Below are 19,544 nucleotides of genomic sequence, written 5' to 3'. Positions count from 1 at the left end.
TTTCTTTACGAAGGCGAATCAACTCATTTTCTTCGTCAGTTCTGTTATCTTTAGCCTTAAAAGAACCTGTATTACCATAGTCATTTGTCCATTTCACTACTGTTGATTTAGCCAGTTGATATTCTCTAGCTATTTCTGCTGCTGGTTTACCATTTTGCCTTAATGCGACTATTTGCTTTTTAAAATCATCGGTGTAATTTTTTACTTTTCCTGCCATGATAGTTATCCTCCATTTTTCTCATTATATCATGACCGAATATGATTTGTATAATTTATTATAACCTATTCAGATTGTATTCTGCCGGGAGCAGGTCTTTCACATTCTTTGTTTCAATCTGCATACTTTTTCACGACCTCCTCCAAACGGATATCTTCCTTCAGGGAGAGCGAATCCTCCCAAGTGTTATAGCCGGTGAAATGACCATAGGTGGCGGTCTTTTCATAATCGGCATTGCGCAGGCACAGCTTTTCGATGATGGCTGCCGGACGCAGGTTGAAAACCTCAAGGCAGGCTTTACGGTTTGCCTCATCCGGATACTTGCTGGTGCCGAAGGTGTTCACGGTAAAGGCCACCGGGTCAGCCTTGCCGATGGCGTAGGAGATGCTGACCTCACATTCCTTGGCGATACGGGAGGAGACGAGATTTCTTGCAATGTAACGAGCCATATAGGCACCGGAGCGGTCAACCTTGGACGGGTCTTTGCCGGAGAAGGCACCACCGCCATGATGCGCAAGGCCACCGTAGCTATCGACCATCAGCTTCCTGCCGGTGAGGTCGGTATCAGCATCTGGGCCACCCTTGACGAAGCGACCGGAAGGATTCACCAAAATCTCGGTGTCCTTATCAAACGGGAACTTCTCGAAAACGGGCCACAGGATATTGGAGATGATTTCACTGCGCAGCTGTTCGAGCTGTACGCTTTCCTTGTGCTGAATGGAGACCACGATGGCCTTCACACGAGCAGGCTGCCCATCACGATATTCAATGGTGACCTGCGCCTTGCCGTCCGGCAGGATGTCGTGAACGAGACCGGACTTGCGGCACTCATCCAGCTTTTTGCAGATGTCGTGTGCATAGAGCAGCGGAAGCGGAAGGTAGCGATAACCGCCCTCATCAATGGCATAACCATAAACAGTGCCCTGGTCGCCAGCACCCATAGAGGAATACCAGCTGTCATCGCCGTTGCGGCTTTCCAAGGAGTAGTTTACGCCGCCAGCGATGTCAGGACTCTGTTTTCTCACATAGACCTGAAGCAGACGCCTCCACGATTTCATGCCGACGTCGTCCAGCACACGCCAGACTACAGCCTGAATATTGACCTTGGCAGTGGAGCTGATTTCGCCGCCAACGATAATGCGGCGGCCAACGGCCATGACCTCCACAGCAACATGAGCACTTTTATCTTTTCTCAAATACGCATCCAGAATTGCATCGGCGATTTTATCACACAGCTTGTCAGGATGCCCTTCGCAGACGGACTCTGCGGTTTTATAAGTAATGTTCATATCAATTTCCTTTCCGTGCACGCAGCAGCAGTTCCATCGTGTCATCCATCGGAGTGGCACCGTTGTACTCGCTGGCACAATTCTCTTTTACGATTTGATAGATTTCCATCCAGAGACGATTGGTCTGGGACATGAAGTTTTGACTCATGGCCACGTAGGGCGACTGGATTGCATTGCCGGTCGTCGGATGCTTGGCTAAGAAACCAAACTCGGAGATGGCTTCCTCACATTGAATCCAACGAGCAGCGCTCATGGCATACCGTTCCAATAGGTCGGGCGAAACCAGTGATGCGCAGTGGCGTTCCTGCAGCCAGTTCCAGGTCTTTTTGTAGATACCGGAAGCCAGCAGCTTTTTGCCGTCCTTTTGCTTTGCAGATAATAGTCTGGATGGTTTGGGCATCGGCTGACCTTCTAAATCGGCTGATTGATTATCGAAGTCGATGACAGTCAACTCTCGTTTGCCCGGATTACCCTCGGCGAGCTTATCAGCTAAGGGCTTTTTCTTGGCTCCGGCACCTATACGGGCACCACCACGGTTTGTACCGTCCTTAGCCATTTTCACACCTCCATTTCGGGGGCCTATATACCCCGTTTGAATTTGCGACTTTGTGCGTAAGAGCCCACGCCCGTTCCACGGCAACTTCACTGTAGAGAAGTAGACCGCCCCTGCGTCCTCACAAGCTCCGCATCATTCGCTTCCGTATAAATACGAAAGCTCGTTCACTACGCTGCTCGTCCTTTTCCCAAAAGGTCTAACGACCTTCCGGGAGCCCTATTTATTGTGCCAGCGGTCTCCATGCTCGGCATGAATCTTTGCATGACAGCTTTTACATAGGGCGATGAGATTACTTCTATCATGCGTACCACCCTGAGAGAGTGGCAGCTTATGATGTATCTCCTCGGTCGCAACGTAGCGTCCGTCCTTCAGGCACTGCTCACACAGTGGATGGGCAGCAGCGTAGCTGTCACGGATGCGTTTCCAAGCCCTGCCGTAGCGTCGCTTGGTAGCAGGGTCACGGTCGTACCGTTCGTAGCGTTTGTTTTCTTCCTTCTCGTGTTCCGGACAGTAGCGACCGTCTGTTAGGTTGGGGCAGCCGGGATGGGAACACGGTCGTTTTGGTTTCCTTGGCATGTTGTGTTCACCTCCTTCGGGCATAAGAAAAGCCCTGCAGGTCGTGTGACCCACAAGGCTCTCTGTGATTTTCGCTTTTCGCTATTGTAATAATATCATAGGAAGGGAGTCTCATTCTATCACATTAACTCTCATGCTTTGGCGGCACGGTGATTTCTTTTAGTGCGGCGCTGTGCATGCGGTGGATGTGCTGCATGGAGTAGTTCATATCGACGGCAATCTGCTCCCAGGTGATGAAGCACAGGTAGCGCTTCTCCAGTAAGGTCTGGTACTCCACATTGGGGACTGCTTTGATGACACCCATGATTTCATGCTTCAGGTCTACCAGTGCGTCGATGTCTCCGTTGATTTCTTCCTGCAGGGAAACAATCTTGATTACGGCATCTGCCATACGAGAGCCACCGTGATTTGGATTTCTCGGCATATCCGAAATGGTAGAGGTGCATCTGGTCGCCAGCTCGTTCAAAGAAGCGATTTGCTGGATTTTAGAATTGATACGCTCGTCAAGGTAACGAGCTTGTAGTAAGTATTCTTTTTCTGTCATACGATACCTCCGGAATTTTTAATTTCCCTCGGATTGGCATTGATTGTCATAGATTGGCTTTTACGGCATCAATCAAAGCGGTCTGGGTCAGCTCCTTTTGAGAGAGGGCCTTTAAGATGCGCTCGTCGATGGTGCCTTTTGTGATGATGTGTTCTATCACCACAGTACCGGAGGTCTGGCCTTGCCTCCATAATCGGGCGTTGGTCTGCTGGTAAAGCTCCAGTGACCAGGTCAGCCCAAACCAGATAAGGGTGGAGCCGCCAGCCTGCAGATTCAGGCCATGACCGGCAGAGGCAGGATGGATAACGGCTACCGGGATTTTTCCGGCATTCCAGTCGGTGATATCCCGGCTTTCCTTTATTTCTCTTACCGTAAAGCGGCGCTTGATACGTTCCAGGTCATGCTTAAACCAGTAGGCCACCAGAACGGGCTTGCCGTTTGCTGCTTCCAGAATATCCTCCAGTGCATCCAGCTTTCGGTCATGAAATTCGATGGTATCGCCGGTATCGGCATAAATCGCACCATTGGCCAGCTGGGATAGCTTGCTGGTGAGAGAGGCTGCATTGGCAGCAGTCACTTCTCCGTCCGGCAGTTGCAATACCAGGTCTTTTTTCAGTTCCTCGTAGCGCTGGCGTTCTTCCTTGGAGAGCTTCACCTCATACTGCGAAGAAATCAGCTCCGGCATCTGCAGGTGGTCAGTGGATTTCATGGAAATCGTAATATCTGAAATCTGCCGGTAGATAAGCTCCTCTGCATAGGGCTGTGGCTTGTAGGAATAGATAATCATGCCGTTTCGCTTATCCGGTGTAAAGTAATTGTTGCGGTATTCGGTAATGAAGCGACCGAGGCGCTTGCCCATATCCAGCAGCCGGAACTCGGCCCATAAATCCATAAGGCCATTGGAGCTTGGTGTGCCAGTCAGGCCGATGATACGTTTGACCTTGGGCCGTACCTTCATCAAAGACGGGAAACGCTTTGACTGGTGATTTTTGAAGGAGGAGAGCTCGTCGATAACTACCATATCGTAGTCAAAGGGAAGATTGCTGTCCTCAATCAGCCATTGCAGGTTTTCACGATTGATGATGGTAATATCGGCTGCAGTCATCAAAGCCGCTCGGCGCTCCTTTACACTGCCAACGGCAACGCTAAAGGTCAGGTGTTTCAGGTGCGACCACTTTTCAAGTTCTGCTGGCCAGGTATCACGGGCCACTCGAAGTGGGGCGACCACCAGAATGCGGTAGGCCAGAAAACTGTCAAACAGCAGGTCAGCGATGGCAGTCAGGGAAATCACCGTCTTGCCAAGACCCATATCGAGCAGTACAGCAGCTACGGGATGCGTCTCGATGTAGTCGATGGCAAAGGCCTGATAATCATGTGGTTTGAAGTTCAAGAAGCATCCATCCAATCTGTTCTATACTGTCGATGACGTAAACACGAAAGCCCAAGGAGCGCAGCAGTCTGTGCCTTGCTTCCTGAAGTGGGCGTGGGCGTTTTCCCGGTGCCTTCAGTTCTACGAAGGCGATAACGCCATCAGGTAATAAGATAAGGCGGTCGGGCATCCCGTCGAAACTCGGAGACACGAACTTTACTGCGATGCCACCGGCCTTTTTGACCGCCACGGTTAATTTGGTTTCTATCGTTTTTTCTCGCATACTTGTCCTCCCATCAGGGCTTTTAATCAAGATGTGCAAGGTGTATCAAGGGTCTTTTCCTAACTTTTTCTTATAGCTTTTTTTATAGTGCTAAGAGAACTTTTGTATATGACCTTGATACACCTTGTCATCTATAGATAATCAGTTCAAAAAATCTTCCTCAGCGTCATTTTTCTGTGTCAAACGCAGGCCCTTAAAGTAACGCTTCCGATTTTGCACGACACGCTCATAACCGGCGCTCTCCAAGGCAAGATAGAAATCTGCCGTGTTGCGCACATAGTCGTTGGTATCGACGCAGTAGTTACGGTAGGCCTGATACAGCCCAGAGGAGCTTTCCTTATAGGAAGGGTCGATGTCGCAGCAATCCTCCATGAAATGTCCAAACCAGTCATTCTGATTGCGGTATTCATCAATGGCCTTTTGCACGCAGGCCGGAACAGGAATCTGGTATTCCAGCTCGATGACCTTTTTGGCACCCTCGATGACCCACGCCAGAATGCTGTCACCGGCATTGTCATACAGGTACTCACCGTAATTTTTGATGTCGCTGTTGCCGGTAATCTTGGCATTGAACGGAATGACGATAAGTCGACGCCAGATGCCATCATCGGAAGCACTGACACGAGGCAGATGATTGGTATACAGCACAAGGGTGTGACAGGGCTTGAAGGCAAACGGGTCTTTATATTTCTTTTCCGCAAACACCTCATCGGTGGAACAGAGCTGTTTGACGGTCGAATCATTCAGACGGGCACCTTCCTGCATTTCTGCAGCAATGAGTAGACGTTTACCCTTGACCTCGGCCATTTCGGGCTTGATATTTCTACGGCAGCCAACGGTTAGCGTATCGGCAGAGATGTTGCCGCTGTACAGACCGAGCACTCTGGAGATGGCGTTCCAGAAGGTGGACTTACCATTCCGGCCATCGCCGTAGGCAATGATGAGGGCTTCCACATAAACCTTGCCAATTGCAGCCAGTCCGCAAATCATCTGCACATAATCGATGAGCTCCTGATTGCGCTGGAAGATAAGGTCAAGGCTGTCAAGCCAGAGTTGCTGGCCCTTTTGGCCCGGCGATACCGAGGTGATTTTGGTGATATAGTCCTCCGGCGAAGGCTCTCTGGCACCAGCCATGCCTTTGCGCAGGTCGTAAGTAGCTTCGGGCGTACACAGGGCAAAGCAGTCGGCATCCAAATCCCTCGGCGAAATCTCCAGCATTGGATGGGATTCCTTCAGCGTCGAGGTGATGTTCTTGGAGTCACGGCGCTTGACTGCAAAAGCCTGATAGGCCTTGGCTGCAGAAAATTCCTGAAAAGCCTGCAGCTGTTCTTCGTTCATCAGCTGTTCGGCCTTGCTCTTGGAGGCACCTTCCAAAATCGCCTGCGCACCACAGTTCTTCAGCTTTTCCAAAGAGTAAAGCAGGTCGTTGCCGGATTCCTTTAACTGGCGACGGGTCAGCTCATGAGCGACTGCCTGTGCACCGGGCTCGGATTCCTGCCAGTAGTGGTCAGAGTAGCGGATAAAGTGGGTGGCCGGAGAGTAGCGCAGCTCTTTTGAGAAATATTTCGCCAGCACCTCAGCCTGTCCAACGTCAGAATAATCGACCGGCTTATAACAGGACGGGTCGTTGTAAACCTCTGGTGCCACATAGCCCTCTTGGCTGGAGAGCCTTGCATAAAAACGCTGAGCGCTGTGCCAGATAGTACCGAGTTCGCTGTTATCAAGAGGCGGCTCACATTTTGCCGCTTCTTCAAGAAAGGTCTGGTAGGCCTTATCCGTATCGCCGTATTTCTTAATGACACGACCGGCGAAACGGCTCAGCGTTGCATTGCGGCTGCCTTCCGGGATAACGGAAGAATCATATTGACCCTCCGGCAGACCTTCATCGAACAGGTCATCATCCAGAAACTCGGTCAGATTCATGCGGCCCGGATAAAGAGCAACCTCGGCAGCAGCAGTTCCAAAGAAGAAACGTGCGGCATCCAGCGCTTGCGTGTCAAAATACGGAAAGATGGAGTTGACCAGCTTTTTCATATCGCTATAGAGCGTTGCATCCGTTACGGTATCAATCGGAAAGAGTACATGGAATTTGGGCCTTGCAGGCTTTCCATTTTTCTCACGCTGATTGAAGCGGCTGTAATGAATCGCAAAGGTCACGCCCGGAAAAGCCTGCATCACGTCCTCTGGTGTAATCCAATCCTCCGGATTTTCAGAGTGGTCATTGTCGCAGTCCACCGGCAGGCAATCGCTGCCGATGAAGTTTTCGCCGTTACGATAGCTGTTGCGGTATTCAGCGCATACATAGTCATGGCAAATGGCCGCCTTCAGATTTGCTTTATCCAAAACGACCTGCTTATGGGGATAGGAGCAGTTACCGGGATTGCCGGCAACGTCCGCAGAATACAGAGTGAACATTAGTCAAACACCTCCTTGGATTCCTCCTCCAGCACCTTGGTGATAAACTTCAAAGCACGGATGGTAGTTTCAAGCTCACAGTCGCCGCCAAGGAAAACCTCAAAGCCGGTCGCATCTCCAAAACGGTCACGCATAACATGGATGTCCATATCGGTGCTGGCAGCATCCTGAATGCGAAAGTAGGTACGTCCGCCGTGGCCGGTGTCGCCACCTTGATAGCCGGTAGTGCCAGCTTCGACTTCGAGAATGTTGGCGCTCACCACCTCACGGGTATAGGTGCTGATATCCGTGCCATCAGGCAGCATTTTTCTTTTTTCGATTACTTCATACATAGTCTTAGACCTCCTCAAGATTTTCGGTAAAATAACGCAAGCGGTAGTTCTTCCACTTGGCCCGTTCAATTTCAGCTTCCATGCCGGATGAGATGTTTTTGCCAAACACCCAGACCTCGGAACACTTGCTCATTAGGGCGTTTCCGAAGAACAGACCAAGCTGACGTTCCTGTGGGTCGGCATCATTCAGAAACTGCGGAAATAGCAAATGCGGTGCGATGGGGATATAACCGGCTTCCACGGCAAAACGGCTGTAGGCTCTGGCAGCTTTCACGTTGGCATCGATGTCTCCGGCAAAGGGAGAGCAGATGTAGACGATTGGCCTGAAAGCACGAAGGGCACGTTCTTCCTTGTCGATAACGGACAGTGCGCCGTAGGCTGTGGGGTCAAAATATCCCTCGCTGTTAAATTTGCTGATGCTCATTGCACGATTTCTCCTTTCCGGGTGGGCATAGAAAAAGAGCGTCCACCTCTAATTTCCCACTGGAGATGAACGCCCGATTTGAGCGGAGTATTTTTAATCTTTTTTATAAAAATCTGTGACGTAGCCATCGGCACGCAGTAACAGGCCTTCTGCCCACGGTGGAGTGCGGCCCATCTGTTCACAGATTGCGTCAAGCGACATACGAGGGTCGCCTTCGATGACCAGTTCGTCGTGGATATGCATGACAATGGAGCAGCAACGCAGTGTTTTCATGGCATAGCACAGGATGTCACGAGCTGTTGCCTGCACAATGTTTTCGACAAATTTCGGGCCATACGAATCCAGTCGTTCCCACTTCTTGGTGCCGCCAACACCTTCGTAGGTGATGCAGCTGCCACCAAATTTATTTATACCGACCTTGGGTTTTACATAGGCCAGCTTTCTGCCGGAGGGCAGTGTGATAAACAGCATGCCGCTGCGGCAGGAAAAGGTCAGACCGTAATCGGTGGTGGTGTGCTTATACTTCACGGCCTCCATAACTGCCCGGTCAACGACCCACCAAAATTCGACAATTTTCGGATTGGACTGTCGCCAAGCATCAACCAGCGGAGGAAGCTCCTCTTCAGTGAGGCCCATGTCCAAAGCGCCCATTGCTTTAAGGGCACCGACACTGCCACCATAGCCGAGGGCCAGTTCAGCGATTTTACCTTTTTGACGAAGGTGACCGTTGATGCCATGCTTTTCTACCGGCACTCGAAACATCTGACTGGCAGAGGCGCAATAGATATCGCCGCCCTTGGCAAAGACCTCCTGTCGCCAGCTTTCGCCTGCAAACCATGCAATGACACGAGCTTCAATGGCAGAAAAGTCAGCAACATAAAAGCGTGTGCCTTCCCGTGGAATAAAGGCTGTGCGGATAAGCTGCGAGAGCGTATCGGGCACATCTTCATACAGGAGCTCTACACCCTCAAAGTCACCGGAACGCACAAGGGCACGTGCTTCCGCTAAGTCAGGCAGATGATTTTGCGGCAGATTTTGCAGCTGGATATTACGTCCGGAAAAACGGCCTGTGCGATTGGCTCCATAAAACTGGAACATGCCACGGGCACGACCATCAGCGCATACGGTCTTTTCCATTGCCTGATATTTGCGAACAGAGGACTTTGCCAGCTGCTGGCGCAGGGTCAAAACCTCGCAAAGCTCTGGTGGAGCTGCTTTCAAAAGTTCAGCAACAGCCTTTTTATCCAAGCTGTCCGTTTTCATGCCGTTTTCGGCCAGCCACTGCTTCATCTGCTGGACAGAGTTCGGGTTTTCCAATGCCGTGATACGCTGCATTGCCGTGGTCAGTTCTTTACGGGAACGGTCATCCATTTCAAGCGCCTGCTTTACCAGTTCCAGGTCAAGCCTTACACCGGTGTCATTTATCTGCTGGTCAAGGTGGTACTCATCCCACACCATTTCAGGCACCGGGAATTTGTAAAGCCGCTGCTGGATGCCCATCTCGGTTTCCACATCACGGATATTGTAGCGTTTGAAGTCGGCCCATTTATCTGGTGCATGGAAGGGTCGATTGCGATTGCGCTGTCCATTGGTTTTGGTAGGAGCGCAGGGCTGGCAAAAATATTTGATGAGGTCTTTGCCCTCTGAGAGCTTTTGCTTTTCAAGACCGAGAACGGCACCAACACCCTCCAAGGATAACGGCAGTCCCATTGTGGCCGCCCATATCATAGAGCAACGCCAGCTTTCCTGGTCAAGATAATCGCCGGTCGGATAACCCAAGAAGCGAGAGAGGCAGATTCGTTCAAAGCTGGCGTTGAAGGCCCATTTTATAACGGCCTCGTCCTCCAAGGCATCCAGTATCTCTTTCGGGATATGTTCACCGCAGGCAAGGTCGATGACCTGCACCGGGCCAGCATCCACGCTGTAGCCAAAGAGCAGGATTTCAAAATCAGGAGCCTCCACATAGCGGTACACGCCAGATTTTTGTAGCGGCGTGCTGCTGTAGGTTTCAATATCAATACTCAGTGTTTTCATAAAAGCACGTCCTTTCCGCAAGTGTCAAACAGGGTGGTAGATTTCTCCGCCACCCTGCCGGTTACTTAGATGCTGTTGTTAGTCAAGGAAATCGTCGGCTTCATCCGTTGCGAAATCAGACTCAGCGCTGGACTTGCCACCGAGCGGCTCACCGTCACGCACCTTCTGCAGGTTGTTCAAGCCGCAGGCGATGCCCTTGTTGCCAGAGCTGTTGAAGGCGTAGAAGCTGATGCTGGCACGACCGTACACGCCAGAGTAAACCTCAGAGCGAGTCAGGATAGGATTGCGGTCAACATCTACGATGCCGGGAGCAGAGGTAGCATTGGCATTCACGAAGTAGGCGTTGGCGTAGGCCGGGTCATCCGGACGCTCCAGGTCGCCGTCACGCATAGGGGTCTTCAGAACGGACAGTGCCGGTACGGACTTACCGTTGCCCTTGAGCTTGCCTTCGCCTTCCTTGTAGGCTGCCTCGATAGCAGCTTCAATCTTAGCGACGGTCTTGGTGTCGGACTTCGGGATGATGAGGCTGACGCTGTACTTCGGAGCGCCACCGTTGATGGATTTCGGCTCCCAGACGTTGGCATAGCTCCAACGGGTGTCCGGGCCAGTGATTACCTTCATGGGATTTGTAGCTTTCATATTTTTACTCATTGTCATTTTCCTCCATAAAATCGTTTTTTGCGTTATTCATTGCCGGGCGTTTGTCGCTCTCCGGCACGAGTGTTGGTTTGCCTTGCGGCTTTTCGATAAAGCCGGTCAGAAGTTCATCAAAGCGTGACTTGCCAAGGAGCTTCTGTAAGGCTGTAATACCAAGCAGCTTCTTCTCATACGGGTCGAAGCCTGCCTCGCTGACTGCCTGAATGACAGCAGCTTCATTAGTGTATTTCCTGTTGGAGCGACCTTCGACCAGCTTCCAGCCGTTCCATTCCTTGCCGCTGACTGCCTGACGCAGGGCGTATTCCTTGATGTCGGAAGCCCATGCTACCAGCTCGTCCACACGGGAGAGGATGACTTCGATTTCTGTATCCGTGAGCAGCGGAGGCAGCTTGAAGTCATGTTGTGCAAGAGAGAGATTTGCTTCGGCTCTGGCTCTGCATTCATGCTTGGCCTTACAGAAGCCGCACCACTCGCCGCACAAGTAACTGCCATCACCGGCAAAGGCCAAGGCTGCGGTAGGCTTCAGAACTTCTTCGGCCCAGCGGTAAAGCTCGTCCTTGGAAAGCTCACAGGTTGAGATGTTCTGGCGTCTGGGCTGGTAGATAGTCATACTGACCGTATCGATGTCGTAGATGCCGTCGAACAGCTCCAGAGCGCCGAGTGCGTAGCATTTCATCTGCGGATTATCCTCAGCCGAAACGAGGATGCCCAGACCGTGTTTGTAATCGCAAATGCGGAGTGTACCGTCTGCGATGACGATGCAGTCTGCCGTACCGAAGCCCTGTTCTACCCAACGGGAGAAATCTACTCGCTGTTCAATCAGAACGACCGGGTCGGCGCAAGTCTGCTTGGCAGCTTCCACCTGCTCAAGGATGTAAGCAGCATAGCCGATAGCACAATCCTCCATTTCTTCACTGTACCAGGACAGCTTCTTGGTAGGATTCTTGGCCTTCTGGCCCAGCGCCTTGCGGAGCTTGTACTCGCAAAGGCTGTGTGCGTCGGTGCCCTCCGCTGCATAGTCGCTGCCTTTATCCTCGTAGCTCTCACCAAGCCTTGCAGAAGGCGGACAGTGGAGCCAGCGATTGGCAGAGGAGGCGGAGAGAATTGCATGTCCATTAGGTGGCATCGCCAAGCACCTCCGCTTCCCTCAAGAGGGCTTCATAATTTGCCGGGTCAATTTGTGACAGCTTGCTGGCTCCATATTTCAGAAGCAACTCACGTACAGCAGCGGTGTGACCGGCACGGGATTTATCTGCCAGTACAGCTCGTACCTGTTCCAGCGTCAGCTGGGGCTTAGGCTCCGGCTTGGCAGCGACTTCTTCTGCAGGTGGCTGCTCAGCAGCATCGCCGCTGAATTGTTTTGCCAGCCAGTCGGCTGCATCAGCGATGGTAGCAGCTGCATTGCACAGTTCTTCGATGGTCATAGCCATATCGTTCATTTTGCTCATGGATTCTTCCTCCTTCCTCGGATTGTCTTGTTGCGGCGAGGATTTTAAGGTTTCTCGCCATTCTTGCGGATACCTGACTGATTGCCGTAAGAACTTCAATCGTTTCAAGGTCGGTATCGCTTTTGTGATAAGCCTGCTTCATGATGCTCACCTCCGTTTCTGAGAGGCTGTTTTGTTGTGCCTCACAATTTCCCACTGGAGAGGAATTACAGAGTTGAGCGGATATTTTTCAAAAAAGTTTTTCTTTCCGACTGAGACTGGCCCAGCCGGAGAGTAAAACCAGGTGCGCTACCTATTTAATAGCCACGTACCTTACGCAGCTCAGTGCGGATTCGTTTCATCTGGTCGGCAAAGGTGCGCTGCTTGCGGCCCAGAGCCTCGGCAATGCTGCGGTCGGAAATCTTGTCGTTTTCGCTCCACAGTTTAATGATGCGGTCGGCATCCGGGTCGAGCTCCTGAAGGCGCTGGAACAGCTGCTCCAAAAGGGCACGGTCTGCATAGACCTCTTCCATGCTGACGGTTTCGGTAAGCTCGGTGTCAAGGAGCGTGCTATCGTCGTCGGTATTAGGTGCATCGAGCGAAAGCGTACCGTAGCCTAAATGATGTTCACAGTTTTCGCAGTCGCCATCGCAGGCCCAGAAGAATTGCTTCGGGCATTTGCAGCGGTGGTGGTACTGTTCCTTTTTACGGACGGCTCCGGCCATGCGATAAAAGTCCTGAAACTGCTGCTCTGTGCAAGGGATTTTCTCCTTGGTGGAGCGAACGTAAATGAAGCGAGTGTTCTGATTGTCATTGATTGCCATGTGATTGTCTCCTTTCGGCTGTGAAACCGAAGCGGAGATAACCTGTTTGGCTGCCAGTATTGCATTTCATAAGATGGTCACCTCAGGTGGATTTCTCCACTTCGAATCGGTGACCAGCCGTTCGTTAAGCTGGCACTCTATATTGAAAGTTCTTCCATCCATCCGCTACGAACACACCTCGTGGCCACGAAGAAGGTGAGCGGGTTTCAGGAAAAGTAGTTTTACGCCTTGCTCAGGGCGGTTATTTTAGTTGTCGTTGGCGATTTGCTCCAGGTCAGCGAACACTTCACTGTAATTGCATGGGGCCAAATCATAAAAGCCGTGGGCACCATAGCGTGCAAAAACTGATTTTGCTACGGCGTTACCATACTCGGCTGCCACTGTGGAGGCAGCATTTTCAATATTGGTTTCCCACATTTTTCGGTCGGAGGATTTCATCTGTTTCACCTGCCTTTCTTCCTCTATAAAAGCCTTTTTAGCAGTTGGTGTTTAGAAAATGTTTTGTATTGCATCGCTGTTCACATATTTGTCATCGTGAAGATATTGTTTTCTACACACCAACGTGCTATAATTAAAAAGTGTAGATTGCAAGAAGTGTAATTTGCTCTTTGCTTCTTACAAACTCAGTATACAAAATCATATTTTTTATTTAGCGACATGCGCATACATCTGCATACATCACCGCATACATGGAAGGAGGAGCACTCGATTGAGATTTTGTGAATTAGCCAAGGTGCTGCATAAGTACAGAAGAAATAGAAGTGAAACCACCGCTATGTGTGTTCAGATTTTGACAGATGCCATACTTGATGACGTAGCCATCGAAAAAATAGGAAGCGCAGATAAGGATATAAACCCAATGTACGGGAAGGAAAAATCCACCTTGCAGGCCATTTACACTGGTTCGAGGTTGAATATTTCCGAAGAAGATGCAGGTATTATGCTTTCTCGTGTTGATGAAGCACACTTTGCAGATTTTGTAAATCAATACTCCTTTGATGCGCTGTCACAAATGAGCGAAGATATCAGGGCGTATGGATTTGACGCTCATCCGGATAACGTTGGCGAAATCTGCGGCAACATCATGGCCCAGATTATTAACAATCGGGCCGAAGGAAAATCCGATGATATAACCACGCTTACTATTAAGAAGAAAGAAACGGGTAAACGTATAAAAGATATCGCCCCTCCGACAATAGAGCGCAGAGGCGACAAGCTACATATTTGTGGTGAAGAAATCGTCATTCATCAGATGTTGGTGCCACAGAATGTTGCAAATGTTGAATTGAAATATATAAAAGCACTGTGTGATGCCTACGCACAGGCGTTAGGGAAAACGGGCATTACGGAAGCAGACATTCCATCCTTGCCTGACCCATTCCCGGAGGACTTTTCAGACCAGCGAAAAGCCTATTACAGTGCAGAGAGCATTGAACATTCCATTCGAGATACTTTTGATGATGGAGAAGATGAGTTTGCCAAACTGAAAAAAGATGCATGGGATGGTATCCGAATGACATATCGCAACAGCCGAAAGTATGCAGATGGTTATGAAAGGCTGGTTGCTGTTCTTGAGAAAGTAACAAACACAACCTTGGATTTGTCTGTTTTGAGTCAAATCCGTAGTTTAATAGGAAACTTAGAGAAAATGGGTATTTGCCACATACTGGTGAATGACGGGACGATAAGCTCGTGGGTGGTCTGATATGGAAAAGGTATTTAATAGTACATTTGAAACATCGCTACGGATTATGCTTCTTTTATCAGTCTGTGGCTATGGGATAACTGCTGACAGAATCGCAGAGTATGATTTACTTACTGTTTACAGCAGGTACTTTGAATTGTCGGAGCAAGTGCTAAATGGTGATAATGATTTCGGCTTCAGCGAATATGCTGCCCGAAGAAAAAGCATCCAGAGCACGCTAAAGGATATGGTACTGGATGGAACGGTAAAAGTGGTAAGAGGTCGTGATGGATTTCAATATGCGATAACTGAAGCAGGATTCAGTGCTTCAAAAAGAATGCAGTCAGAATACGCTGTGGCCTACAAAAAGCTGGCGCATATAACTGTGCAGAAGTTTGGAAACAGAACAGATTCGGAAATTATGGATGTGATAAATAAGGCATCCATGAAATCGTTAAGGAGGTAGCAGAATGGCTGGTTTTTGGATTAAAAAAGTGATTGCAAAAAGTGAAACAAAAGAAGCTGCTGATGTTACCTTTGAGCAGGGTTTGAATGTGATTCAAGGGCGGTCTGATACTGGTAAGACCTGCATTGTTAAGTGCATTGAATTTGTCTTTGGCGGCAGCATGAAAACTTTAACGACACCGTTTAAACCGTCTGCTGGATATAATGAGGCGATTGTTATACTGGCTTCCGATAAAGGCGATATTACGGTGAGTCGTAAGGTTGGGAAAAATCAGGTGGAGGTATCCACACAAATCGAAGGAATTGAGAGTGGCACATATAACCTGAAACACTCTGAGAAGTCAAAAACACCTGATTTCAACATAATAATGCTTCATCTGCTTGGTATAAGCGGCGAGCCCAAGGTGCCTGCAAATGCACGTTTCAAGCCTGAGCGCCTGACATGGACTAACCTGCTACGGTTGTTTTATGTAAATGAGCGAAGGATTGATGACGAAGTTTCTATTATTGAGCCGCAGGAAACATATGAGAAGACGCTCTTTATGTCATCACTGATTTACTTATTGACGGGTCAGGATTTCTCTGAAATGGATGTCCAGACGCAGAAGGAAATCAGAAAAGCAAGGAAAGAAGCTGTTGAAGAATATGTCAATGGGAAACTTTCAAATGCTGGCGAGAGAAAGGAACGTCTGGAAAAAGAATTGCAAATATTCGGTGGTATTGATATTGAGGCTCAAATTGCTCAGATGATTTCTTCTCTGGAGGAAACAGAACACAAAATCGCTGCAGCATTAGAAGAAAGCAAAAAGTTACTGTCGTCTATTATGGCTCTCGAAGAAAAATCAGCTGAGTGCAATGTGCTTCTGTCGAGATATCAGAATCTTCGAAGCCAGTATAAAGCGGACATCCAGCGTCTTTCTTTTATTGTTGAGGGCGAAGTTGAAACGAAAAAACTGCCACAAGTAACCTCTTGCCCATTTTGCGAAGGAAAGATTACTCCCCACAGTCATAAATCCTATATTGAAACATCAAAGGCAGAGCTTGGCAGGATAATGTCGCAGATGCAGGGATTGGTTGAAACCGAAAAGGATGTGAAAGCGCAGCAGGCAAAGATTCAGGAAGAACTCGATGAGCAGAGAAAGAAACGCTCAAACATTGAAGCAATGATTGAGCAAGAGCTGAAACCAGAATCTGCAAAGCTGACAGAATCAATCAATGGCTATCGGGCTTATATACAAATCAATAAGGAAATGCAGATTGTCGCAGAATTTGCGAAGGACTGGTCTGGCGATTTAGACGAGCTTGCCATAAAGGAACAGGAAGAAAAAGACATGGAGCAGATTCAGTATCACCCGAAAGAACACTTTGATAGTCAGTTTCAGACTACGATGAGTGAGTATGCTGATTCAATTTTGCAGGAATGTCAATACCAAGGACTTGCTGCAGCTCGATTCGACATGAAGAAATTCGATATTGAAGTAAATGGAGAGCCGAAGGGTGCAAGTCACGGAAAAGGTTACTGCTCTTATTTGAATACTGTAGTGGCTCTCATGTTCCGTAAGTATTTGAATGAGCACGCCATCTACAATCCGGAATTACTGATTATTGATACGCCACTTCATGGATTTGATGAGGATGATTCAGAAGATGCACCGGAAAGTATGAAAGCTGGTCTGTTTAATTATTTCATCAACCACCAGGAGGGCCAGTTGATTGTGATTGAAAACTTAGACCATATTCCACACTTGGATTTTGCGGCAAGCGGCGCTAACGTTATCACCTTTACAAAGAGAAAGGTTGATGGCGAGCGTTATGGATTCCTGCATGATGTGTATTGATGCGTAATAACCTGTTTTCGAAGCATACGGAGGTAAGAGAATGTATATCAGCTATAACAAGCTCTGGAAATTGTTAATTGATAAAAATATGAATAAGCAGGACTTGCGAGAAGCCAGCGGAATCAGCTCCGCATCTGTTGCCAAACTCGGTAAGGGCGACAACATTACCACAGAAGTGCTTCTGCGTATATGCACTGCTTTAAAATGTGATATCAGCGATATCATGGAAGTGGTGGAGGATGCTCCGCAGGGAGAGAAGGCTCCACAGGAGGATAAGTAACTATGGCTCAAAATAATTCGGCAGCACTGAGGGATGCCAGTCCCTACAATGCCGCCATAACAAGAGAACAATTTTTATTTTATGAAATGCGCACGACGGCAAAGCTGCTGAATGAGGGCCTGACCGATGAAGATACCGCAAACAGAATCGTAACAGAGAATCTGTTCCAGTACCCAACGGAAAAGTCTGTGCGCAAAATGGCACTGGCCTGCATCCGCAGATTGCATGCTATGAACGACGAATCGCTTATAGCAGCAATGGCTACGCAGCCATCCGAAGTGTCCAAGCAGATATGCCTGTACGCCATGATGAAGCAGTACCGGCTGGTTTGGGATTTTATGATTACAGTTATCGGGGAGAAGTACAGATTAAGGGACACCTCCTTTGGTAAGATAGACTTGAACACCTTTTTCCTTCGCCTGCAAGAGCAGGACGATTGGGTCGCCACTTGGAGTGACAGCACCATCACGAAGGTCAAACAGGTGCTGAATAAAATGCTGGTGGAGAACGAGTATATCGACAGCACGAGCGCTGACCACCTGAATCCGGTATGGCTCAATCCAATTCTGGAAAATGCCATCCGCAGCAACAACGATGACATCGTTCTTCCGGCATTCAATTACTTTTCGTAAAGGAGGCGCAGCATGGCCACGATAAAAGAGCGCTTGGATAACTTGCGCAATCACATACAGCAGCCGGAGTTCCTCGAAGGCAAAGGCCTGAGCAACGAGGTAAATATCCGCATCTTTTGCTATCCGGCATCAGATGAGATGGTTGTTCGCCAGTTCATTGAACAGGTAACCACAGACCAGACGATTGCCTGCCACTTGGTGGAGTGCAATCTTTACAAGACCTATCTTTCCCTTTGTGATGACATTGATATTACCGATGCCATCCCTGACATGGAAGAAAGCGATGGAAAGACCTTCTTGCTGGAGCAGCTTCATTCTGCTATCGGCGAAGGCGAGTTCATCGAGAAAATACAGTATGAGCCACATAAACCGGGAGACATCCTTCTCCTGACCGGTGTTGGCGATGTGTTCCCATTCATGAGAGTGCATTCGCTGCTGGAAGCCCTACAGCCGCATTTCTCGGATATCCCGATTCTGGTTATGTATCCGGGAACATTCGATGGCAACTATGTGCGCTTATTCGATAAACTGACACCTAACCCTTATTACAGGGCTTTTAATGAAATATAAAGGAGGCCGCATCCATGAGAATACAAAACATGTTCCATGATGACATCAACAGACCGATTAATGGTGTCATCAAGGTAGACCAAGATTCCATCGACATCATCGAGCAGGAAGTTCGAGAGTATGTCATCACCAAAGAACTGAGAAAGCATTTTTCGGCCTTCTTCAATTACTATAGTGATTCCTTCGACGTGCCGACAGCCGATATTGGCGTGTGGATTTCAGGCTTCTTTGGAAGTGGTAAATCTCACTTCCTGAAAATGTTGTCCTACATTCTGGAGAACAGAGCCATTGGCGATACCAATACGGTAGAACTGTTCCGTCAGAAGTTCGAAGATGACCCTGCTACCTTCATGCAGATTGACCGTGCCACCAAGGGTGCCACCGAGACTATCCTGTTCAATATCGATATCGAAGGCTCCATCAATAAAGACAAGACCGCCGTCATGCGTGTGTTTGCCAAGATGTTCTATAACCACCTTGGCTTCTATGGCGAAAACCTAAAGGTTGCCATGCTGGAATACTACATCGAGCAGAGTGGCAAGACCGAGGAGTTCCGTCGTGTGTTCGAGGAGAAAAAGGGCAAGTCTTGGGTAGAGATGCGCCGCGCCTTTGCCTTCAACGGCAAGTTCATCATCCCGACTTTGATGGAAGTTCTGGATATGAGTGAGGATGACGCCAAGAAGTGGTTTAATGACAAAACGGCTGTGGAACTTTCCATTGCTCAGCTTGTTCGTGATATCAAGGCCTATGTAGACAGCAAGCCGAAGGATTTTAGGCTTCTGTTCATGATTGACGAAGCTGGCCAGTACGTTGGTACGGATACAGACATGCTCCTAAACTTGCAGTCCCTGACCGAGAAAATCGGCAGCGAGTGCGAAGGAAAGGTATGGGTATGCTGCACCGGTCAGGAAGCCATCGACGAAATCATCAAAGTTCGTGCCGATGAGTTCTCCCGTATTCAGGCCCGTTTCAAGACCAGACTGTCGCTGACTTCTTCTTCCGTAGACGAAGTTGTCCAGAAGCGTATCCTGAAAAAGTGGATTGTCAACACTTTTTTATACAATTTTTATTCGGTCATTTTAGATAAACGATATTCTACTGGAGTCATATAATTTAAGGCTCCATGAA

At 49.0% G+C, this 19,544-nt stretch carries 23 protein-coding genes; 7 read left to right on the top strand and 16 right to left on the bottom strand.

Annotated elements, in window-relative coordinates:
• The 16 genes from BM305_RS18205 to BM305_RS18130 form a co-directional block, all read right to left on the bottom strand.
• Positions 1-217 (bottom strand): transposase (locus BM305_RS18205; protein ID WP_143099220.1); only part of this gene is annotated, 217 nt, incomplete at its 3' end.
• 113 nt (positions 218-330) lie between these two features.
• Positions 331-1,551, bottom strand: a complete 1,221-nt coding sequence (gene metK / locus BM305_RS18200; protein ID WP_242940590.1) for a methionine adenosyltransferase — start codon at positions 1,549-1,551, stop codon at positions 331-333.
• Positions 1,508-2,062: a P27 family phage terminase small subunit gene (locus BM305_RS18195; protein ID WP_092564322.1), complete on the bottom strand. Its 555-nt coding sequence runs from the start codon at positions 2,060-2,062 to the stop codon at positions 1,508-1,510. The genes metK and BM305_RS18195 overlap by 44 nt, the downstream gene beginning before the upstream one ends.
• Before the next feature lie 216 nt (positions 2,063-2,278).
• A complete protein-coding gene (locus BM305_RS18190; protein WP_092564320.1) occupies positions 2,279-2,638 on the bottom strand; it encodes an HNH endonuclease in 360 nt (119 codons plus the stop codon).
• 124 nt (positions 2,639-2,762) lie between these two features.
• Positions 2,763-3,182 carry a DUF1492 domain-containing protein gene (locus BM305_RS18185; RefSeq protein WP_092564317.1) on the bottom strand — a complete coding sequence of 140 codons (420 nt, stop codon included), beginning with the start codon at positions 3,180-3,182 and terminating at the stop codon, positions 2,763-2,765.
• Positions 3,183-3,228: 46 nt separating this feature from the next.
• Entirely contained in the window at positions 3,229-4,572 is a 1,344-nt protein-coding gene (locus BM305_RS18180; RefSeq protein ID WP_092564314.1) for a DEAD/DEAH box helicase, read from the bottom strand.
• The gene (locus tag BM305_RS18175) at positions 4,553-4,834 is read right to left on the bottom strand and encodes a VRR-NUC domain-containing protein (RefSeq protein WP_092564311.1); all 282 of its coding nucleotides are present in this window, start codon (positions 4,832-4,834) and stop codon (positions 4,553-4,555) included. Before BM305_RS18175 ends, BM305_RS18180 begins: the two co-directional genes overlap by 20 nt.
• Before the next feature lie 141 nt (positions 4,835-4,975).
• On the bottom strand, positions 4,976-7,249 hold the full coding sequence (locus BM305_RS18170) for a phage/plasmid primase, P4 family (protein ID WP_092564308.1): 2,274 nt from the start codon (positions 7,247-7,249) through the stop codon (positions 4,976-4,978).
• Entirely contained in the window at positions 7,249-7,581 is a 333-nt protein-coding gene (locus tag BM305_RS18165) for a hypothetical protein (protein ID WP_092564305.1), read from the bottom strand. Before BM305_RS18165 ends, BM305_RS18170 begins: the two co-directional genes overlap by 1 nt.
• Positions 7,582-7,585: 4 nt before the next feature.
• On the bottom strand, positions 7,586-8,005 hold the full coding sequence (locus tag BM305_RS18160; protein WP_092564302.1) for a DUF7768 domain-containing protein: 420 nt from the start codon (positions 8,003-8,005) through the stop codon (positions 7,586-7,588).
• Between the two features lie 93 nt (positions 8,006-8,098).
• The gene (locus BM305_RS18155; protein WP_092564299.1) at positions 8,099-10,039 is read right to left on the bottom strand and encodes a DNA polymerase; all 1,941 of its coding nucleotides are present in this window, start codon (positions 10,037-10,039) and stop codon (positions 8,099-8,101) included.
• Positions 10,040-10,117: 78 nt separating this feature from the next.
• The gene (locus tag BM305_RS18150; protein ID WP_092564296.1) at positions 10,118-10,690 is read right to left on the bottom strand and encodes a DUF2815 family protein; all 573 of its coding nucleotides are present in this window, start codon (positions 10,688-10,690) and stop codon (positions 10,118-10,120) included.
• Positions 10,683-11,822: a DUF2800 domain-containing protein gene (locus BM305_RS18145; RefSeq protein WP_092564293.1), complete on the bottom strand. Its 1,140-nt coding sequence runs from the start codon at positions 11,820-11,822 to the stop codon at positions 10,683-10,685. The genes BM305_RS18150 and BM305_RS18145 overlap by 8 nt, the downstream gene beginning before the upstream one ends.
• Positions 11,812-12,144 (bottom strand): DNA ligase, encoded by a 333-nt coding sequence (locus BM305_RS18140; RefSeq protein WP_092564290.1) that lies wholly within the window; start codon positions 12,142-12,144, stop codon positions 11,812-11,814. The genes BM305_RS18145 and BM305_RS18140 overlap by 11 nt, the downstream gene beginning before the upstream one ends.
• Before the next feature lie 296 nt (positions 12,145-12,440).
• Positions 12,441-12,947: a sigma-70 family RNA polymerase sigma factor gene (locus BM305_RS18135; RefSeq protein WP_092564287.1), complete on the bottom strand. Its 507-nt coding sequence runs from the start codon at positions 12,945-12,947 to the stop codon at positions 12,441-12,443.
• Between the two features lie 246 nt (positions 12,948-13,193).
• A complete protein-coding gene (locus tag BM305_RS18130) occupies positions 13,194-13,394 on the bottom strand; it encodes a hypothetical protein (RefSeq protein WP_207649515.1) in 201 nt (66 codons plus the stop codon).
• Positions 13,395-13,656: 262 nt separating this feature from the next.
• On the opposite strand from BM305_RS18130, the gene BM305_RS18125 reads away from it, so the two are divergent.
• From BM305_RS18125 to brxC, 7 genes are read left to right on the top strand one after another with little or no spacing between them, the layout of a single operon-like run.
• Complete coding sequence (locus tag BM305_RS18125; RefSeq protein WP_092564284.1) at positions 13,657-14,652, top strand: ABC-three component system protein; 996 nt, start codon at positions 13,657-13,659, stop codon at positions 14,650-14,652.
• Between the two features lies 1 nt (position 14,653).
• Entirely contained in the window at positions 14,654-15,097 is a 444-nt protein-coding gene (locus BM305_RS18120; RefSeq protein WP_092564281.1) for an ABC-three component system middle component 2, read from the top strand.
• Positions 15,098-15,101: 4 nt separating this feature from the next.
• A complete protein-coding gene (locus BM305_RS18115; protein WP_092564278.1) occupies positions 15,102-16,934 on the top strand; it encodes an AAA family ATPase in 1,833 nt (610 codons plus the stop codon).
• 40 nt (positions 16,935-16,974) lie between these two features.
• Positions 16,975-17,214: a helix-turn-helix domain-containing protein gene (locus BM305_RS18110; RefSeq protein ID WP_092564275.1), complete on the top strand. Its 240-nt coding sequence runs from the start codon at positions 16,975-16,977 to the stop codon at positions 17,212-17,214.
• A gap of 2 nt (positions 17,215-17,216) precedes the next feature.
• On the top strand, positions 17,217-17,846 hold the full coding sequence (locus tag BM305_RS18105; protein ID WP_092564273.1) for a DUF1819 family protein: 630 nt from the start codon (positions 17,217-17,219) through the stop codon (positions 17,844-17,846).
• A gap of 12 nt (positions 17,847-17,858) precedes the next feature.
• Complete coding sequence (locus BM305_RS18100; RefSeq protein ID WP_092564270.1) at positions 17,859-18,416, top strand: DUF1788 domain-containing protein; 558 nt, start codon at positions 17,859-17,861, stop codon at positions 18,414-18,416.
• A 14-nt stretch (positions 18,417-18,430) separates the two neighbouring features.
• Entirely contained in the window at positions 18,431-19,528 is a 1,098-nt protein-coding gene (brxC, locus tag BM305_RS18095; protein ID WP_242940588.1) for a BREX system P-loop protein BrxC, read from the top strand.
• The last annotated feature ends 16 nt before the right edge of the window (positions 19,529-19,544 follow it).

Origin of the sequence: Anaeromicropila populeti (assembly GCF_900112775.1) — a bacterium.
Taxonomy (GTDB): Bacteria; Bacillota; Clostridia; order Lachnospirales; family Lachnospiraceae; genus Anaeromicropila_A; species Anaeromicropila_A populeti.
Note: the sequence above shows the minus strand (reverse complement) of the source record. Positions and strands in the feature narration are given on the sequence as shown.

Coding starts and splice junctions, on each gene's coding strand:
- BM305_RS18115 (WP_092564278.1), top strand. CDS start 15,102: ATGGCTGGTTTTTGGATTAAAAAAGTGATTGCAAAAAGTGAAACAAAA.
- BM305_RS18155 (WP_092564299.1), bottom strand. CDS start 10,039: ATGAAAACACTGAGTATTGATATTGAAACCTACAGCAGCACGCCGCTA.
- BM305_RS18145 (WP_092564293.1), bottom strand. CDS start 11,822: ATGCCACCTAATGGACATGCAATTCTCTCCGCCTCCTCTGCCAATCGC.
- BM305_RS18100 (WP_092564270.1), top strand. CDS start 17,859: ATGGCCACGATAAAAGAGCGCTTGGATAACTTGCGCAATCACATACAG.
- BM305_RS18170 (WP_092564308.1), bottom strand. CDS start 7,249: ATGTTCACTCTGTATTCTGCGGACGTTGCCGGCAATCCCGGTAACTGC.
- BM305_RS18175 (WP_092564311.1), bottom strand. CDS start 4,834: ATGCGAGAAAAAACGATAGAAACCAAATTAACCGTGGCGGTCAAAAAG.
- BM305_RS18160 (WP_092564302.1), bottom strand. CDS start 8,005: ATGAGCATCAGCAAATTTAACAGCGAGGGATATTTTGACCCCACAGCC.
- BM305_RS18190 (WP_092564320.1), bottom strand. CDS start 2,638: ATGCCAAGGAAACCAAAACGACCGTGTTCCCATCCCGGCTGCCCCAAC.
- BM305_RS18140 (WP_092564290.1), bottom strand. CDS start 12,144: ATGAGCAAAATGAACGATATGGCTATGACCATCGAAGAACTGTGCAAT.
- brxC (WP_242940588.1), top strand. CDS start 18,431: ATGAGAATACAAAACATGTTCCATGATGACATCAACAGACCGATTAAT.
- BM305_RS18135 (WP_092564287.1), bottom strand. CDS start 12,947: ATGGCAATCAATGACAATCAGAACACTCGCTTCATTTACGTTCGCTCC.
- BM305_RS18165 (WP_092564305.1), bottom strand. CDS start 7,581: ATGTATGAAGTAATCGAAAAAAGAAAAATGCTGCCTGATGGCACGGAT.
- BM305_RS18120 (WP_092564281.1), top strand. CDS start 14,654: ATGGAAAAGGTATTTAATAGTACATTTGAAACATCGCTACGGATTATG.
- BM305_RS18105 (WP_092564273.1), top strand. CDS start 17,217: ATGGCTCAAAATAATTCGGCAGCACTGAGGGATGCCAGTCCCTACAAT.
- metK (WP_242940590.1), bottom strand. CDS start 1,551: ATGACACGATGGAACTGCTGCTGCGTGCACGGAAAGGAAATTGATATG.
- BM305_RS18195 (WP_092564322.1), bottom strand. CDS start 2,062: ATGGCTAAGGACGGTACAAACCGTGGTGGTGCCCGTATAGGTGCCGGA.
- BM305_RS18185 (WP_092564317.1), bottom strand. CDS start 3,182: ATGACAGAAAAAGAATACTTACTACAAGCTCGTTACCTTGACGAGCGT.
- BM305_RS18150 (WP_092564296.1), bottom strand. CDS start 10,690: ATGAGTAAAAATATGAAAGCTACAAATCCCATGAAGGTAATCACTGGC.
- BM305_RS18110 (WP_092564275.1), top strand. CDS start 16,975: ATGTATATCAGCTATAACAAGCTCTGGAAATTGTTAATTGATAAAAAT.